Origin of the sequence: Pseudomonas sp. 5C2 (assembly GCF_034314155.1) — a bacterium.
Classification (GTDB): Bacteria; Pseudomonadota; Gammaproteobacteria; order Pseudomonadales; family Pseudomonadaceae; genus Aquipseudomonas.
This window is the reverse complement of the sequence record NZ_JAVIWH010000003.1, coordinates 237,502-254,984: the sequence shown is the minus strand read 5'-3', so window position 1 is coordinate 254,984 and position 17,483 is coordinate 237,502. Positions and strand designations below refer to the sequence as shown.

General features: G+C 56.8%; 15 protein-coding genes and 4 tRNA genes. 12 read left to right on the top strand and 7 right to left on the bottom strand.

All coding sequences use genetic code 11. The annotated features are described in order from the left end of the window. The first annotated feature begins 5 nt into the window (after nucleotides 1-5). The 4 genes from RGU44_RS15890 to thiO are packed head-to-tail and all read left to right on the top strand — an operon-like array spanning nucleotide 6 to nucleotide 5,154. Complete coding sequence (locus RGU44_RS15890; RefSeq protein ID WP_322181997.1) at nucleotides 6-524, top strand: pilus assembly PilX family protein; 519 nt, start codon at nucleotides 6-8, stop codon at nucleotides 522-524. Continuing rightward, nucleotides 499-3,588: a pilus assembly protein gene (locus RGU44_RS15885; protein WP_322218033.1), complete on the top strand. Its 3,090-nt coding sequence runs from the start codon at nucleotides 499-501 to the stop codon at nucleotides 3,586-3,588. The genes RGU44_RS15890 and RGU44_RS15885 overlap by 26 nt, the downstream gene beginning before the upstream one ends. A gap of 12 nt (nucleotides 3,589-3,600) precedes the next feature. After that, nucleotides 3,601-4,023: a type IV pilin protein gene (locus RGU44_RS15880; RefSeq protein ID WP_322218030.1), complete on the top strand. Its 423-nt coding sequence runs from the start codon at nucleotides 3,601-3,603 to the stop codon at nucleotides 4,021-4,023. A gap of 27 nt (nucleotides 4,024-4,050) precedes the next feature. After that, nucleotides 4,051-5,154 (top strand): glycine oxidase ThiO, encoded by a 1,104-nt coding sequence (thiO, locus tag RGU44_RS15875; RefSeq protein WP_322218027.1) that lies wholly within the window; start codon nucleotides 4,051-4,053, stop codon nucleotides 5,152-5,154. Nucleotides 5,155-5,307: 153 nt separating this feature from the next. Here thiO and RGU44_RS15870 read toward each other — a convergent pair whose 3' ends face one another. From RGU44_RS15870 to RGU44_RS15855, 4 genes are all read right to left on the bottom strand, one after another. Next, nucleotides 5,308-6,651, bottom strand: a complete 1,344-nt coding sequence (locus tag RGU44_RS15870) for a sigma-54 dependent transcriptional regulator (RefSeq protein WP_322218024.1) — start codon at nucleotides 6,649-6,651, stop codon at nucleotides 5,308-5,310. A gap of 2 nt (nucleotides 6,652-6,653) precedes the next feature. After that, entirely contained in the window at nucleotides 6,654-8,243 is a 1,590-nt protein-coding gene (locus tag RGU44_RS15865) for a sensor histidine kinase (RefSeq protein ID WP_322218022.1), read from the bottom strand. Further along, the gene (locus RGU44_RS15860; RefSeq protein WP_322182870.1) at nucleotides 8,233-8,493 is read right to left on the bottom strand and encodes a PP0621 family protein; all 261 of its coding nucleotides are present in this window, start codon (nucleotides 8,491-8,493) and stop codon (nucleotides 8,233-8,235) included. The genes RGU44_RS15865 and RGU44_RS15860 overlap by 11 nt, the downstream gene beginning before the upstream one ends. 118 nt (nucleotides 8,494-8,611) lie before the next feature. Then, a complete protein-coding gene (locus RGU44_RS15855) occupies nucleotides 8,612-9,628 on the bottom strand; it encodes an outer membrane protein assembly factor BamD (protein WP_322218020.1) in 1,017 nt (338 codons plus the stop codon). Between the two features lie 149 nt (nucleotides 9,629-9,777). Here RGU44_RS15855 and rluD point away from each other — a divergent pair, with 149 nt between their 5' ends. From rluD to RGU44_RS15820, 7 genes are all read left to right on the top strand, one after another. Further along, on the top strand, nucleotides 9,778-10,740 hold the full coding sequence (gene rluD, locus RGU44_RS15850) for a 23S rRNA pseudouridine(1911/1915/1917) synthase RluD (protein WP_219062582.1): 963 nt from the start codon (nucleotides 9,778-9,780) through the stop codon (nucleotides 10,738-10,740). Between the two features lie 8 nt (nucleotides 10,741-10,748). Continuing rightward, nucleotides 10,749-11,471 (top strand): peptidoglycan editing factor PgeF, encoded by a 723-nt coding sequence (pgeF, locus tag RGU44_RS15845; RefSeq protein WP_322278458.1) that lies wholly within the window; start codon nucleotides 10,749-10,751, stop codon nucleotides 11,469-11,471. Between the two features lie 151 nt (nucleotides 11,472-11,622). Continuing rightward, nucleotides 11,623-14,187 carry an ATP-dependent chaperone ClpB gene (gene clpB / locus RGU44_RS15840; protein WP_322181981.1) on the top strand — a complete coding sequence of 855 codons (2,565 nt, stop codon included), beginning with the start codon at nucleotides 11,623-11,625 and terminating at the stop codon, nucleotides 14,185-14,187. 282 nt (nucleotides 14,188-14,469) lie between these two features. Further along, nucleotides 14,470-14,545: transfer RNA gene (locus RGU44_RS15835), tRNA-Asn, on the top strand. Between the two features lie 26 nt (nucleotides 14,546-14,571). Continuing rightward, a tRNA-Pro gene (locus tag RGU44_RS15830) sits at nucleotides 14,572-14,648 on the top strand. Nucleotides 14,649-14,653: 5 nt separating this feature from the next. Then, nucleotides 14,654-14,729: transfer RNA gene (locus RGU44_RS15825), tRNA-Lys, on the top strand. A gap of 101 nt (nucleotides 14,730-14,830) precedes the next feature. Then, nucleotides 14,831-14,907: transfer RNA gene (locus tag RGU44_RS15820), tRNA-Pro, on the top strand. A 328-nt stretch (nucleotides 14,908-15,235) separates the two neighbouring features. Here RGU44_RS15820 and RGU44_RS15815 read toward each other — a convergent pair. The 3 genes from RGU44_RS15815 to RGU44_RS15805 form a co-directional block, all read right to left on the bottom strand. Then, complete coding sequence (locus RGU44_RS15815) at nucleotides 15,236-15,409, bottom strand: DUF3094 family protein (protein WP_322181978.1); 174 nt, start codon at nucleotides 15,407-15,409, stop codon at nucleotides 15,236-15,238. 84 nt (nucleotides 15,410-15,493) lie between these two features. Then, nucleotides 15,494-16,003, bottom strand: coding sequence for an MOSC domain-containing protein (locus tag RGU44_RS15810; protein ID WP_322218017.1), 510 nt, complete (start codon nucleotides 16,001-16,003; stop codon nucleotides 15,494-15,496). Beyond that, nucleotides 16,000-16,629 carry a DUF1780 domain-containing protein gene (locus RGU44_RS15805; RefSeq protein WP_322181974.1) on the bottom strand — a complete coding sequence of 210 codons (630 nt, stop codon included), beginning with the start codon at nucleotides 16,627-16,629 and terminating at the stop codon, nucleotides 16,000-16,002. Before RGU44_RS15805 ends, RGU44_RS15810 begins: the two co-directional genes overlap by 4 nt. A gap of 291 nt (nucleotides 16,630-16,920) precedes the next feature. On the opposite strand from RGU44_RS15805, the gene RGU44_RS15800 reads away from it, so the two are divergent. Next, complete coding sequence (locus RGU44_RS15800) at nucleotides 16,921-17,478, top strand: helix-turn-helix domain-containing protein (protein ID WP_322181972.1); 558 nt, start codon at nucleotides 16,921-16,923, stop codon at nucleotides 17,476-17,478. Nucleotides 17,479-17,483 lie beyond the last annotated feature (5 nt).

The following is a 17,483-nucleotide window of genomic DNA, read 5'->3' as shown; positions in this document are numbered from 1 at the left end:
TCAATATGAAAAATTTTGATCGCATCCCTGTCCGACTCAATGGGGGGGAGCAGGGCATGGCGCTGGTGGTCAGTTTGGTGTTTTTGCTGCTATTGACCCTGATTGGTATCTCGTCAATGCAGAATGCCACCCTGCAAGAAAAAATGTCCGGGAGCGTGAAGCTGCGCAACGAATCATTCCAGTTCGCCGAGTCTGCCTTGCGCATGGCCGAAACGCTGGTGCAAGTCAGTACTTACGCCAAAGCCGTATGCGTCCCCCCCTTGTGTGTACCACCCTCGGACTCGAATACTGTTGTGGCAGCGGGAGCAAGCAGCGTTTCAGGGGTGACCTGGGTGGCGACGGGCCATGGCTTTTACTCAATACAATCAGTGGGGACGACGGTAGGAGCGCCAGCCAACATCTACACGGGGGGCTTGGACGTTAATACTCATTGGACCTTTTTCCGGCTAACCGGCGTGGGCATTCAAGGCAATTCGCGGACCGTACTTGAGAGTATTTATGTCAAGAAAAGAAGTGGGGCTTAACGTGTCTCGGTCGCGATTCGGTTATTTTCTTACTGGCGTGTTTTTAGGTCTGTTCCTGGCCACTCCCGCCTATGCGTTCAGCCCCTCGGACTCGCCGCTGCTGAGCGCGGGGGCAGTGGCGCCAAACGTGATTCTGTTAGTGGATAACTCAGGAAGTATGAATAACCTGATTCGGGCGACAGGCTTTGATCAGACTGCGACTCAAACACAAGTCTATAACTGCAGTTCGAACAGCAACTGCAGCAGCCTCGTCGCGCTGGACATGACCAGTGAAAACCAATTCCTCAGTACCTTGAATCAGGGTACCTGCACGACGGGTTATGACGGATTTAAACTATCGATTAGCGGTAGCGCCAGCGTGTACTGCCTCAAGCTGCCGGACCCAGTGGGCAGTGGTAACACTCGTATTTCAACACGGTACATTGCCTATCTGATTGGGTTGATGACCACCTTGACGAAAGACTACACAGACGGTTCGATCCCCAATGACTACCGGATCAACGTTGCACGTAACGTGTCCTCTGCGCTCGTCACCAGCAACCGCAACTTGCGTATTGGTCTGGCTACCTTCAATCCACCCAACTATAGTGATTCGGGCCCAGGCGGTAATATCTCCCGGTCAATCAGTGACTTGTCGGTGGTCACCGGCTCTGTCACTCAAACCCAGGCAGATACCAACTACAATGCACTGATCTCCGCGATCAAAGGCTTGGGTGCTATCGCCAACACGCCATTGGCCGAAACCTACTACGAGATCACTCGTTACTTCCGTGGCATGACGCCCTATTACAATTCGACACCGAGTACCTATACCAGCCCCATTCAATATCGCTGCCAGAAAAACTACGGAGTGGTAATCACCGACGGCCTACCGACCTATGACCGCACGTTTCCAACCAACGATCCGTTGGGCGGAAGCAGGCTGCCCAACTGGGACGGTAATAGTGCGAATGACGGCGCTAATCTGAGTGGCGATAATGAAGGTGACACGCTGTACCTGGATGACATTGCCAAGTTCGCGTATGACATTGACCTGCGCTCCACCGGCAATGATGCTGCCGGGAAGAGCTGGGATTCGGTGGATTACCCCACGCAGAACCTGTCTACCTACACGGTAGGTTTTACGGCAGCAAACCAAATGCTGTCTGATGCGGCGCGTTATGGACATGGCACTTACTATCAAGCCACTGACAGCGCAGGTTTGAACGCGGCGCTTTCTTCAGCGTTGAACGACATCACCTCCAAGGCGGGCTCGGGTGGCGGCGGGGCAGTCAGTTCGTCGAACTTGTCCAGCACCTCCCAGACCTACACGTCGGTTTATGACTCCGCTGATTGGCGTGGCACGATCAAGGCATTCAACTTCAACACCGATGGTTCGGTCAGTACAACGCCTAGCTGGACGACCGACACGACGATTGTCCCAGGCATCAGTCCGACCTATCAGTCGTGGAATACCACCTCCAATGCCGCAATTACCTTGGCCTACAGCAACTTCTCTATTGCCCAGCAAGCCACCCTCAATTTACCGACGGGGACTAACGGCAGCGACTTGATCGAGTGGAGCAAGGGCACTAACAAGAGTGGCTTCAAAGTGCGTACGGTGCTGTTGGGCGATATTATCAACTCACGGCTTATGTATGCGTCTCCGAGCGACGCCACCGCCTCGGACAGCACCGGTGATACCAGTTATTCGGCTTTCCTGGATAAGAAAGTTGTAGGCATGAGCCCGAGTCTGGTGGTCAATGCCAACGACGGTTTGGTCAATGTGATCGACCCCAGCAACGGCACTCGACGTTACGCCTATATGCCGTCGAGCGTGCTGAACAATTTGCATTATGTCGCAGACCCCGCCTACATCAATGGTGTGACCCACAAGTTCCTCGCCGACGGCCAGATATCTATTGTCGATGCTCAGCTCGGTACCGCCTGGAAAACCCTCGCTATAGGCGGCGTAGGGGCTGGCGGCAAGGCGTTCTATGCGATTCAACTATACGATGGCACTGCTGGCAACTCGATCAGCGCATTGTGGGAGATTCGTGCTCCCGATATCGCCAATACAGCCAATGATTTTAATGACTTGGGTTATGCCTATGCCAAGCCTGAAGTTGCGCAGCTAGCAGACGGACGCTGGGCGGCGTTCATTGGTAACGGTTATGGCAGTAGTACCGGCGTAGCGGCGTTATATGTGGTGGATATCCGCGACGGTTCGCTGATCAGGAAAATCATTGTCGATAGCACTGGCGGTAATGGCCTGAGCTCGGTGAAGTTGCGGGTCAATGCCCAGAGCGTAGTGCAGTACGCTTATGGTGGTGACTTGAAAGGCCAGATGTGGAAGTTCGACTTTACCAGTAGTGCGCCAGCCAGCGGGATCTCGTTCTCCAACACGCCGTTGTTCATCGCGCCGGGAGGTACGAGTCAACCGATTACGGCCCAGCCGGTGATTGGTAACCTGCCTTCTCTTGGGTACCTTGTGTATTTCGGGACTGGGAAACTCAGTGAGGTCGCCGATAAAACCAGCACGGCTCGCCAGGCTTTCTACGCGGTCTTGGACAACGATGGTGCCAGTGCCCGCTATGGCGAAAGCCAACTTCAAGCTCAGTCGTTTACAGGGGCCACAGTGACGGGCAGTCAGTACTTCACCACCAGCCAGACCCCGGTGGACTACACAACCCAGAAAGGGTTCTACCTACCGTTGGTGGTGAGTGGTGTTTTGGCCGGTGAGCGGGTGCTCTATCAGGCTCAATTAAGCTTTGGCAGGTTGTTCTTCACCACTGCGATCATCGATACAGCGGACCCCTGTTCAAGCTCAGGTTCAGGGCGATTCGTGGATATCGATGCAGTCAGTGGCGCCATGCTCAATTATGCTGTGCTGGATACCACGGGTGATCGAGTGGTTGATAGCAGTGACTCGATTACCAGTGGCATCATGTTCAGTGGGGGGGTGCCTAACCTGTCGGGAGCTGTCAGCAACTCATCGGGCACTCAAAACCTGATGCTTCCAACGCCACAGACGGAGCTTGGCGGTGTTTTCAATCGGCGCGTCATGTGGCGACAAATTCAGTAATCAAGAGGCTTTATGCGAAGGCAGAGTAAGGGCTTCACCCTGATAGAACTCATGATCGTCGTGGCGATAGTCGGCATTCTGGCGGCTATCGCCTACCCCAGCTACACGGAGTACGTGAAGAAAACCCATCGCTCAGAAATCGCCGGATTGCTCTCCGAACAGGCACAGAATCTTGAGCGATTTTATTCGCGTAATGGGCAATATTCCGATGTCACCGGTCCGCCTGCAGCAGCCCTCGTGATCTCCGCAGGAAACACTTATTACACTGTTGCCGCTGTCCGCAACGCACAAGATTTCACGCTGACCGCTGCCCCGGTCGCAGCTGCGATGATGAACGGCGACAAATGTGGCAGTTTTGTTATCAACAATACCGGTGCGCGCAGCAATCTTAACCTGACGAGTGGGGCTACGACCCTGCTGTGCTGGAGCCGTTAACCTTTTCCTTTTTACATCGAGTCCAAGATGTCCAAGCAGCAAGTAGTAATCGTCGGCGGTGGGGTGATCGGTCTGTTGACCGCGTTTACTCTGGCAGCCGAGGTGGAAAGCGTTGTTTTGCTTGATCGTGCCGATGTCGGTCAGGAATCGTCTTGGGCCGGTGGCGGTATTGTTTCGCCGCTTTACCCTTGGCGCTATAGCCCGGCGGTGACCGCATTGGCGCATTGGTCGCAGGATTTTTATCCGCAATTGGCCGAGCGTTTGTTTGCGGCCACGGACATCGATCCCGAGGTGCACACGACCGGTCTGTATTGGCTCGATCTGGATGATGAAAAAGAAGCGCTGGAGTGGGCGGTTCGGGAGAACCGGCCGTTGAGTGCGGTGGATATTTCGGCGGCTTACGCTGCGGTGCCGGTGCTGGGCGAGGGATATTCTCGCGCTATCTACATGGCTAACGTCGCCAATGTGCGTAACCCCCGCTTGGTGAAATCGCTGAAAGCGGCGTTGCTGGCGCTGCCCAACGTCACGCTTCATGAGCAGTGTGAAGTCAGTGGCTTTATCCGCGAGGGCGACAAGGTGCTTGGCGTCCGCACGGCGGCCGGTGATGTGCTCGGGGATCGCGTGGTGCTGGCGGCGGGTGCCTGGAGTGGTGAACTGCTGAAGACCCTTGGCCTGGAGCTGCCGGTCGAGCCGGTCAAGGGCCAGATGATCCTGTACAAGTGCGCCTCGGACTTCCTGCCGCGGATGATCCTTGCCAAGGGTCGCTACGCGATTCCGCGACGTGACGGGCACATACTGGTCGGCAGCACGCTGGAATATGAGGGCTTCGACAAAACCACCACGGACAGCGCATTGGAGAGCCTGAAGGCCTCGGCCGTTGAGCTGATCCCTGCGCTGGCGGACGCCGAGGTTGTGGGGCATTGGGCCGGGCTGCGGCCTGGCTCGCCTGAAGGCATCCCCTATATCGGGCCTGTGCCTGGCTTTGACGGGTTGTGGCTGAACTGCGGGCATTTCCGCAACGGCCTGGTGCTGGCGCCAGCGTCTTGCCAACTGCTGGCGGACCTGTTGTCCGAGCGCAAGCCGATTATCGATGCCGCGCCGTATGCGCCGGATGGAAGATTGGTGGGCTGAGATGCTTGGCTGCCTCATGTAGGCGCTGCCGAAGGCTGCGATAAGGTCGGAACGACCTTTATGTTAATTAGGGGAGCTGCCGTTTGGCGGCCAATCGCAGCCTTCGGCAGCCCCTACAGGGACCCAGTTTGCGCCGTGACCGCGTGGTATCCGTCAATCCAGCCCCAACTTTTTCAGCCGATAGCGCATGGACCGAAACGTCAGGTTCAGGCGTTGGGCGGCGGCGGTGCGGTTCCAGCGGGTTTCTTCCAGGGCCTGGAGGATGAGTTTGCGTTCGACGCTTTCCAGGTAGTCTTCCAGGTTGTCGATCTCGGCCAGGTTGGGGCCGTCGGGGTCGTGGGCGCCGGGTGAGTCGGCCAGGCGCAGGTCGCTGGCGTCGATCTGGTCGTTGTCGCACAGGGTGTAGGCGCGTTCGAGTATGTTTTCAAGCTCGCGCACATTGCCTGGGAATCGATAGTTTTTCAGGGTATCCAGCGCGTGTGCGTTGAGCTTCGCCTCAGGCTGTCCCGAGCCGTCGGACAGGCGTCGGAGGACGTTATCGGCGAGTTGGCCGATGTCTTCCCGGCGCTCGCGCAAGGACGGTACGCGCAGTTCGATGACGTTCAGGCGGTAATACAAATCCTGGCGGAAACGCCCGGCAGCGACTTCGGCGCTCAGGTCTTTGTGGGTCGCGCAGAGAATGCGCACGTCCACCACCAACTCTTGCTGTCCACCCACGCAGCGCACGGCTTTTTCCTGGATCACGCGCAGTAACTTGACCTGCATGGCCAACGGCAGGTCTGCGACTTCATCAAGGAACAGCGTCCCGCCGTTGGCAGCCTGAAACAATCCGGGCTTGTCCTCGACCGCACCGCTGAAGCTACCTTTACGATGGCCGAAGAACTCGCTTTCCATGAGTTCAGAAGGAATGGCGCCGCAGTTGACCGGAATAAAGGGTTGGCTGATGCGCGGACCTTGCTCGTGAATCAAGCGTGCCACTAGCTCTTTGCCGCTGCCCGATTCGCCACTGATGTAGATCGGAGCCTGACTGCGGGCCAGTTTGCTGATCTGGTTGCGCAGTGCACGCATGGGCGGCGAGTTGCCCAGCAAGCGGTTGTCGATGCTGCTGCTGTCAGTTGTGGTCGGGGGGTGCAGGCGCAGGGCGCTGGTCACCAGTTCGCGGAGTAGGGTGAGGTCCACCGGTTTAGTCAAAAAGTCGAAGGCCCCGGCTTTTAGTGCATTGATAGCGGTGTCGAGGCTGCCATACGCTGTAATCATCGCCACTGGCACCTGCGGATGACGTTGCTGGATGTGCTGCACCAGCTCCAGGCCATTGCCATCGGGCATGCGCATGTCCGTCAGGCACAGGTCGAAAGGCTCGCGCAGCAGCCAGTCACGCGCTTCTTTGACGTTGCGCGCGCTGCGGGTGTCGAGCTTCATCCGCCCCAGCGTGATCTCCAGAAGTTCGCGGATATCCGGTTCATCGTCGACGATCAGGATTTTTTGCCGTGTGCTCATGTTCAACTCAGTTTGAGCGGATGGGCGAAGGTGATGCGGAAACAGCTCCCGCCACCTTCCCGGGGACTGTAATCCAGATGTGCTTGATTGCTTTCGCACAGCTCGCGGGAAATATAAAGGCCCAGCCCGGTGCCTTTGTTTTCCGTGGTGAAGAAGGGTTCGAAAATCTTTGTCAGATGCTCGCTGGCCACGCCTGGGCCGTCATCGAGCACTTCCAGGATCGGCAAGTCGCTGATCGGATCGTGACACAGTTTTAGCCAGACCTGCGCCTGTTCATTGACCTTGGCGCTATACCGTAATGCGTTCTGCAGCAAGTTGGTCAGCACCTGCGTCAGTTGCTCGGGGTCCATGCGCGTCGTCAGGGTCCCAATGCCAATGTCGACATGCAACTGCTGGTTGGTCGTGGCGGCACTGCGAAAATCGCTGAGAAACGGCTCCAGCCAGTGCCTGACATCGAGCCGCTGCGGTTCGGCCTGGCGTCGGCGAGACAGTTGCAGGACGTTTTCAATCACCAGATTCATCCGCCGGGATTGATCGTGGATGATCTGACCCAGGCGCAGGTCAGGCGCCGTCAGGTCCTCTGATTCTTTGAGCAGTTGGGCGGCATGGCTGATGGCGCCCAGTGGATTACGAATTTCGTGGGCGATACCGGCGGTCAGGCGGCCTAATGCGGCGAGCTTGAGTTGCTGGGCCTGTTGGGATATCTGCGACAGGTCCTCGAGAAAGATCAGGGTGTGACGCCGTTCGTCGCGATTGAGGGCGATGAAGCTCGGTTGCAGCACCGGTCCGAGGGACGTCGCCACACTCTGCGGACGCAACATCGGGTTGATCTGCCATTGCTGTAGCCGGTCGACCAGCGGTGGGCAATAGTCGTCGATGGTTTTGCCGATCAGGTGTTCCTGGCCCAGTAGGGTCAGGGCGCCGTGATTGGCCAGCAGCACCTTGCGTTGGGCGTCGAGCACCAGAATGCCGGTGCGCATGCGTTGCAGGATCAACGCGTTGAGTTCTTCGAGGTTGTCGACATCTGCCGCGCGTTCTTTTGCCAGCGACTCGCTAAGGTGCAGGCGATGGGTCAATGCCTGTACCAATAACGCGGCGGCAAAGCACATGGCGCCCAGCGAGCCAGCCTGGAGATAGTGGTTGTACGCCGACGGTCGATTGAAGCTGAGATAGAAGGTCAGGTAAATGATGCCGATGGCTGCAACCGCGGCAATCAACAACCCAGTGCGCCCTCGCAGCAATATGTTGCTGATGGCGACCGATGCAATCAGCAGGTTGCCGATGCCGCTGGGTGCGCCACCGCCTGCGTAAAACAACGCCGAAAGCATCACGACATCGGCCAGCGCCAAGCTGAATGTCTGTACAGCATTGTTCGGTCTGTCCAGCAGCACGACGACCAGGATATTGAAAACCAGATACAGCCAGCAACCTGTCCTGAACAGGATCGGGTTGGCCAGCTCCAGCAGGTCATCATCCAGATTGCTGGAGATCATCAGGACCAGCGTGATGCCGATGACCAAACGATAAAGGTGATAAAGCCGCAGGATACGCTGGGCCTGATTGCCGCTCAGTGAGAGTGTCTCAGCGGTCACGAGAGCCTGGGCCTTGTTCCAGGTGTGTCTGGCTGCAGTACCACTGTTTCCCCGCGTTCGATTCCAGGCTCAACGCACGGTCACGGGGCAAATGGACGCCGCAGTGGGCGCAGCGGACCATGGGCTCGGCTGCGATTTCAGGCGATTCTGCCTGTTTGGAGGGCGCAGGGTGTTTACCTATTCGTTTGAAGAAGTGCATCGCCGCCGCGATTAAGGCGATCAATAAAATTAAGCGTACGAAGATACCCATGTCTACCAGCTTTCTGATTGAAGATTCGGCAGTGTAGCCAAGGAGCTGTCGGGCGCACAGTGGAGAAATGCCCAATAAAAAAAGAGACCCGAAGGTCTCTTTTTTCAATACGACTGAATCAGTCGAAAATACCCAACGTCATGTAGCTGAACCACGAGCGGTCTTTGCTGTTGCCTTCCGCTTGATGATTCTGCTCGTCGACCTCGTCCTGATTGGCAGGCAGCAGTTCCGAAGGAATAGCGTCCTTGGAATCTTGGTACTGTTTGAGCACGTCCTGGTTGGCGCGAGTTTCACCTGGCGGCAACGGCGTATTGGTGTTGATCAGGCCTAGGGTTACCTTCGACAGCCATGAGCGGTTGTCTTCGTCGGCGATCTGCGGCACGAACTGACCATCGACCAGGCTTGGATGGTTCGGGTAGTTCAGCTTGAGGACTTCCAGGCTGCTGGCAGCCAGTTCGTCCAGGTGCATATGCTGATAGGACTCGATCATCACTGCCAAGCCATCGCCGACGGACGGCGTTTCCTGGAAGTTCTCGACCACGTAGCGACCACGGTTGGCGGCTGCAACGTAAGCGTGACGGGTCAGGTAGTAGTCCGCGACGTGGATCTCATAGGCAGCCAGCAGGTTGCGCAGGTAGATCATGCGCTGCTTGGCATCCGGCGCATAACGGCTGTTGGGGTAGCGGCTGGTGAGCTGGGCGAACTCGTTGTAGGAGTCGCGGGCAGCGCCCGGGTCACGCTTGGTCATGTCCAGCGGCAGGAAGCGAGCCAGCAGGCCAACGTCCTGGTCGAAGGAGGTCAGACCCTTCAGGTAGTAGGCGTAGTCGACGTTGGGGTGCTGTGGGTGCAAACGAATAAAACGTTCAGCGGCAGACTTCGCAGCCTCCGGCTCACCGTTTTTATAGTTGGCGTAGATCAGCTCCAGCTGTGCCTGATCGGCATAGCGTCCAAAGGGATAACGCGACTCCAGTGCCTTAAGCTTGTTGCTTGCACTGTTGTAGTTGTTGTTGTCCAGGTCGGCCTGCGCCTGCTGGTACAGCTCGACTTCGCTCAGATTTTCGTCGATGACTTCTTTCGATGAACAAGCAGCGGTGAGTGCGAGGATGGCGATCAGCAGCAGGTGTTTCACTTGCATGGCGGCTAGCGTCCCTATGACGGCCCGCTGTCTTGGGCGGGGCCGTCCTGTTATGATGGGCACCCCGTGAAACCCCGGGGCAAAAGACGCCGTATTTAACCACAAGCGCGCAGCCGAAACCAAAGGCTACGCCGCAGCCTAGTCTGAGCATGTCCGAGAATATAGAACTCCGCGCAGAGGTGCCGTCCGAATTGGGCGGTCAACGCCTCGATCAAGTCGCCGCACAATTATTCGCTGAGCACTCGCGCTCGCGCCTTTCCGCCTGGATAAAAGACGGCTGCCTGACTGTGGACGGAGGCGTTTTGCGCCCACGTGACATCGTTCATGGCGGCGCTGTTCTGCAACTGTCCGCAGAGCAGGAAGCCCAAGGTGAATGGGTGGCGCAGGATATTGAGCTCGATATCGTCTACGAGGACGATCAAATCATGGTGATCAACAAACCTTCCGGTTTGGTGGTTCACCCCGCAGTGGGTCATGCCGATGGCACGCTGCTTAACGCTCTACTGCACCACTTTCCGGACATCGTCAATGTTCCGCGCGCTGGCATCGTGCACCGTCTGGACAAGGACACCACTGGTCTGATGGTGGTGGCCAAGACAATCCAGGCGCAGACCCAGTTGGTGACGCAGTTGCAGAATCGCAGCGTCAGCCGGATCTATGAATGCATCGTCATTGGTGTTGTCACCGCAGGTGGCAAGATCGACGCACCGATCGGCCGTCACGGCCAGCAGCGTCAGCGCATGGCGGTCATGGAGGGTGGTAAGCAGGCGGTGAGTCATTACCGGGTGCTTGAGCGTTTCCGTTCCCACACCCATGTAAGGGTCAAGCTGGAAACCGGTCGTACTCACCAGATTCGCGTGCACATGGCGCACATCAACTTCCCGTTGGTCGGTGATCCCGCCTACGGTGGTCGCTTCCGTATTCCGCCTGCTGCCAGCGTGACCATGGTCGAATCGTTGAAACATTTCCCGCGTCAGGCGCTGCATGCGCGTTTCCTGGAGCTGGATCATCCGACGACCGGTAAGCGAATGAAGTGGGAATCGCCGCTGCCAGACGATTTTGTCTGGCTGTTGTCGCTGCTGAAGCAGGATCGCGAGGCGTTCATCGGGTGAACACGTTCGTGACGGACTGGCTGATCCCTGACTGGCCTGCGCCGGCAGGGGTCAAGTCGTGCGTCACTACCCGTGTGGGCGGCGTCAGTCAGGCGTCGTTCGACAGCTTCAATCTGGGTGATCACGTCGATGATCGCCCTGAGTCGGTGGCTGCCAATCGCCAGCGTCTGACATCCAGCCTGAATGTCCAGCCTGCCTGGCTACGCCAAGTGCACGGTGTCGTCGTTGCTCAAGCCGATCCTCTTCGTGTTGTCGAAGCTGATGCTAGCTGGACGATGACTCCCGGTGTTGCGTGCGCCATCATGACCGCGGACTGCTTGCCGGCGCTGTTTTGTGATCGTGCGGGCAGTCGTGTCGCAGCGGCCCATGCCGGTTGGCGTGGGTTGGCTGCTGGCGTACTGGAAGCGACGGTCGATCATTTGGCGGTGCCAGCGAGCGATATTCTTGTCTGGCTCGGCCCGGCCATTGGTCCGCAAGCATTCGAAGTCGGACCGGAAGTTCGTGAGGCTTTTATAAGCACTCATCCTGAAACTGCCCAGGCATTTGTGCCAAGCCTCAATGCCGGTCGCTTCATGGCCGATATCTATGCCCTGGCGCGTCTGCGTCTGGCGGCATGTGGTGTGACGGCGGTGTATGGCGGCGGCTTCTGCACGGTCAATGATCCACGCTTTTATTCCTATCGCCGAAGCGCTCGCACCGGTCGTTTCGCCTCTCTGGTCTGGATTGACTGAGTCGACTACGCTTACTCATCATAATTGCTGACTTACGTCAATTAAACAGCGCTTGAATCCTGCAAAATCGACCGCATCTAATGGGCAATCCAGCAGGTTTTCTTCATAGGTGTGTCCATCGCTCCGGCCTGCTTAATAAGGAAGGTAACTAATGCGTATAGACCAGTTAACCAGCAAATTGCAGTTGGCTTTATCTGATGCTCAGTCCTTGGCTGTGGGGTTAGATCATTCGGGCATCGAGCCTGCGCACTTGATGCAGGCGCTGCTTGAACAGCAGGGCGGTACAATCAGGCCGCTGCTGATGCAGGTCGGCTTTGACATCAACAGCCTGCGCAAGGCGTTGAGCAAAGAGCTCGACCAACTGCCGAAAATCCAGAATCCTACCGGTGACGTGAATATGTCGCAGGATTTGGCGCGTCTGCTCAATCAGGCTGATCGCCTGGCGCAGCAGAAGGGCGACCAGTTCATCTCCAGCGAGTTGGTGCTGCTGGCGGCAATGGACGAGAACAACAAGCTTGGCAAGCTCTTGCTGGGCCAGGGCGTTAGTAAAAAGGCCCTTGAAAATGCCATTACCAATCTGCGTGGCGGTGCGGCGGTCAATGATGCCAACGTCGAGGAGTCGCGTCAGGCGCTGGATAAATACACCATCGATCTCACCAAGCGCGCCGAAGAAGGCAAGCTCGACCCTGTGATCGGTCGTGATGACGAAATTCGTCGAACCATTCAGGTACTGCAGCGCCGGACCAAGAACAACCCGGTACTGATCGGTGAGCCTGGCGTGGGTAAAACCGCGATTGTCGAGGGCCTGGCCCAGCGGATCGTCAACGGTGAAGTGCCGGATGGCCTTAAAGGCAAGCGCGTGCTGTCGCTGGACATGGGCGCGCTGATTGCCGGCGCCAAGTTCCGTGGTGAATTCGAAGAGCGGTTGAAAGCGCTGCTGAACGAGCTGTCGAAGCAGGAAGGTCAGATCATCCTGTTCATTGATGAACTGCACACCATGGTCGGCGCCGGTAAAGGTGAAGGCGCGATGGATGCGGGCAACATGCTCAAGCCTGCGCTGGCTCGCGGCGAGCTGCACTGCGTCGGCGCGACCACGCTCAACGAATACCGCCAATATATAGAGAAGGACGCAGCCCTTGAACGGCGCTTCCAGAAAGTGCTGGTGGATGAGCCAAGCGAAGAAGACACCATCGCGATCCTGCGTGGCTTGAAAGAGCGCTACGAGGTTCACCACAAGGTTGCTATTACTGACGGCGCGATCATTGCGGCGGCCAAGCTGAGTCATCGCTATATCACTGATCGTCAATTGCCGGACAAGGCCATCGACTTGATCGACGAAGCGGCCAGCCGCATTCGGATGGAAATCGACTCCAAGCCGGAAGTGCTCGACCGTCTTGAGCGGCGCCTGATTCAACTCAAGGTCGAATCCCAGGCCCTGAAAAAAGAAGACGACGAAGCCGCAATCAAGCGTCTGGAGAAACTTCAGGAGGAAATCGCCCGGCTTGAGCGTGAGTACGCCGATCTCGAAGAGATCTGGACCTCGGAAAAAGCCGAGGTTCAAGGTTCGGCGCAAATTCAGCAGAAAATCGAACAGTCGCGTCAGGAGTTGGAAGCGGCCCGTCGTCGTGGTGATCTGAATCGGATGGCAGAGTTGCAGTACGGGATCATTCCTGATCTGGAACGCAGCCTGCAGATGGTCGATCAGCACGGCAAAAGCGAAAACCAGTTGCTGCGCAGCAAAGTGACCGAAGAAGAGATTGCAGAAGTCGTGTCCAAGTGGACCGGGATCCCGGTCTCGAAAATGCTCGAAGGCGAACGCGACAAGCTGCTGAAGATGGAAAGCCTGTTGCACCAACGTGTGATTGGCCAGGACGAAGCCGTGGTCGCGGTATCCAACGCAGTGCGGCGCTCGCGTGCCGGGTTGTCCGACCCGGATCGTCCGAGCGGTTCGTTCCTGTTTCTCGGCCCTACCGGCGTCGGCAAGACGGAGCTGTGCAAGGCGCTGGCTGAGTTCCTGTTCGATACCGAAGAGGCGATGGTGCGTATCGACATGTCCGAGTTCATGGAGAAGCACTCCGTGGCCCGCCTGATCGGTGCGCCGCCGGGCTACGTGGGTTATGAAGAGGGCGGTTACCTTACCGAAGCTGTGCGACGGAAGCCTTATTCAGTGATCTTGCTGGATGAAGTGGAAAAGGCTCACCCGGACGTGTTCAACGTGCTACTGCAGGTGCTTGAGGATGGTCGTCTGACCGACAGCCACGGGCGCACGGTGGATTTCCGCAATACCGTGATCGTGATGACTTCCAACCTGGGCTCGGTGCAGATCCAGGAGTTGGTCGGTGATCGCGAGGCACAGCGTGCGGCGGTGATGGACGCGGTCAGTTCGCACTTCCGTCCAGAGTTCATCAACCGTATCGATGAAGTCGTGGTGTTCGAGCCATTGGCGCGCGATCAGATTGCTGGCATCGCCAACATTCAGCTCGGCCGTTTGCGTGGTCGTCTGGCTGAGCGCGAGCTGAAGCTGGAGTTGAGCGCCGAGGCACTGGATAAACTGATCGCGGTGGGTTACGACCCGGTGTACGGCGCACGGCCTCTGAAGCGTGCAATACAGCGCTGGATCGAAAACCCGTTGGCGCAGTTGATTTTGTCCGGGCGCTTCCTGCCTGGCGCCACCGTGACCGGTACTGTGGTTGGCGACGAGATTACTTTCGGCTGATTCGTTCATTACCTCTATATAGAAGGACCCTCCTCGTGAGGGTCTTTTTATCAGCGCGGCATAAGGGGCAAGAAACCGAGATATCAGGTGTAAGCGCGGCGATCCGAAAAAAATCGCAAATCATTGTCTTAAATGCAGTTTTAAGGGTTGACAGTCTTTTTTAAAATTGTAGAATAGCGCGCCTCAGAGACGCGAACGTAGCGATGCAAACGGGTCATTGAGGCTGAAATAAGCAGTTAATTCAGCGCTGTAGTTGTAGAAGTTACGTCTGAAATGCATAGTTCCGCGATAGCTCAGTTGGTAGAGCAAATGACTGTTAATCATTGGGTCCCTGGTTCGAGTCCAGGTCGTGGAGCCATTTTCATCAAGATGTAGCTGTATTATCGGGGTATAGCGCAGTCCGGTAGCGCGCCTGCTTTGGGAGCAGGATGTCAGGAGTTCGAATCCCCTTACCCCGACCATTTTTGGGTCGTTAGCTCAGTTGGTAGAGCAGTTGGCTTTTAACCAATTGGTCGTAGGTTCGAATCCCACACGACCCACCATTTTTGGCTTCAAGGTAACCCTTGAAGCCGAATCTTATAGATCTGATGCCATGAGTATCAGGTCGCAAGACAGCTTGTTGAGGTGTCTTTAAAGTTTCAACCGGGGTATAGCGCAGTCCGGTAGCGCGCCTGCTTTGGGAGCAGGATGTCAGGAGTTCGAATCCCCTTACCCCGACCATATTCTACTCAGGCTGTACATGAGTTGAAGATCAAGGCCAGATGCCATGCGCATCGAAGCCAAATAAAAAAGGCGTCCTTCGGGACGCCTTTTTTTATGCCTTTGATTTGAGGGGTAAGCAGGGTATCTACGGCCTAGCGGGCAGAGGCTGGGGCTTTTGATCTGCATGTAGGAGCTGACTTGTCTGCGAATAAGCCCGGCACGAGCTTCCGGCGGGGCTGGGTTTGACCCGCAACTTGCGCTTGCGCGGTGAGGGTCAAGACGGTATTCACAAGGGATCAGCGCTTTTCTGATTTTGATAGGGCTGACTTCTCTGCGAAAGGGCAGCTCATAGCGTCAGATAACTCAACAAGCGGCTCAACAGGCCCAGACCAATCACCACGATCAGTACCACCGCAAGGAGCAGCCAAGGCTTGAAAGGCCTGCGCTCGACGGTGTGCACGGGTGTTTGCAGATACTCTTCGACACGTTGTTGATCTTCAGGATTCAGGCGGCTGGTCATTTGAGCCTCATTCGGTCGGCGAAAACACATGAGTGGGAGTCTAGTCGTGAAAACCGGACTCTCTGAGCGTCAGGCATGAATGATCTAAAGGGGTTCGACGCACAGGGTGTCGTCCAGGCGAATAATTCCGCTTTGCAGCACCCGTGCGGTGATTCCGCCATGGCCGCGTAAGGCTTGAAAGGTGCCGTGTCCCAAGCGTTGCTCGAGCCGGGCGCAGGGTTGGCACCAGCCGGTGGTTTCCAGAATCGCCTGGCCGACTTTGAAGCGCCGTCCCTTGAGGCTGAACAGATTGATGCCGCTGATCACCAGATTGCGTCGCAGGTCTTGGGGCACGATGGGGTGTTTCTCCGTGCGGCTCATTAACGAGCTGACCACCGCCAGATGTTCCCACTGGATCAGCGTCACTTGCCGTGCGTTACGCGGGCCTGGCCGCGAATGATCGCCCGTCAGGCCAGCCTCGCGGCGTGCTTCCACCGCTTCAAGCTCAATCATGTCGACACGGGATTCGGGGCGCACGCCAATCCAGCGGACCAGGCCCTGTTGAGGGACATCCGCCAACAGTGCTTGCAGTGGGCTGGTCTGTAACGGGTTCATAAGCTGATTCCAACATCGAAAACGACACTGCGACCTAGATTGGTTCGCAGGAAATCCGGTGCATCCGGGTGTGCGAACAGTACGCGGGCGAAGGTTGGTCCGACCAAGGATAACGAGCGCCAGCCTTGGCGCAGGTATTCAGTGGGCGGCGGGAAATGACTGTTCAGATCGAGCACTTCACGCTTGAGGCTGGCGAAAGCAATGATGTCCAGTTCGCCCAGGTCCAGCCCGCGTTCGCGGTAGTTGTGTGCTTTTTTACGCAAGGTGGGTGCGAGGCGCTGCAACAGCTCATGGGCCGCAATGCGCTTGGGTTTCGCCTCGCGCCGCACCAATTGGCTTAACGAAAACGCACTGCGCCGCCGCTGTAATTCTTCGCGCCACTCGTCGTTCAACCGACGGCCTTCATCGAGAACAAAGAACACTTCGAAACTCGCATCGCGAAACAGCACGTCTGGCGGTTCTTGCCCGGCCGGGGTGAAGTCTTCATTGCGGTGCGTGATGTTCAGGCCTTGCAGCAAACGCTGGCAAACCCAACGCTCACGCTCCCACTTACGCGCATTGGAGAGGAACGCGTTGGCTTGTTCGGCCTGGACCGTAAGCAGGCGTAAATAATCTGAGTCATCCATGAGCCAAGCTTAGCGTTCATTTGAGTCCTGAAAAATAGAGTCTCTCAGACTTTTTACCGAGTAGCCCCTGCCTGCGGCGTTAGGCTTACGGTAAAGATTGAGGCTCATCCGTCTTCAGGACTTGGATTCGAAGAGGTTGTTTGAGTGGTTGGAATGGAAAGTTGCGTCCGTGAAATTTAAATGATAGTTTTTCATGAAATTATTAAATAATAATTTCACAGGCGCCTGTATGTTTCAGCAATCGACCCAGCACATTGCCAGCTATTACGCTCATCCTTTGGAGCGTCCGGCATGAACAAGCAAGAAGAAATCGCTGCCTTGGCGATCCTTATTCACGATTTACGCAAGCACAAGAAATACACCCTGAAGGAACTCGCAGACAAAATCGGTCGTTCTGTCGGCTTTCTCTCGCAAGTCGAGCGTGGCTTGTCACGGCCCACCGTGGCTGACTTGACGGCGATCAGTGAAACCTTTGGGGTACCGACCACCTATTTTTACAGTTTGCCAAAACTCAAGGAGTTGCCTTGGGTTACCCGGCCGGATGAGCGACGCACGCTGTATTACGCCAACGGGATTACCGACATTTTGGTTTCGCCGAAGATGAAGGCCGCCTTCTCCATGCTCGAAAGCCAACTGGAGGCTGGTGCCAGCAGTGGCGAGCGGCACTTGAGCGATAGCTCCGAGCAGGGCGGCTATGTTCTGGAAGGCGAGTTGACGCTGTGGCTGAAGGATGACGAGGCGCCGGTCACCTTGTACCCCGGCGACAGTTTTCAACTGGCCAGCCATGCCCATTGTCGCTACGGCAACCTCACCGATCAGCTCACCCGGGTTCTCTGGGTTTACACCTGATAACA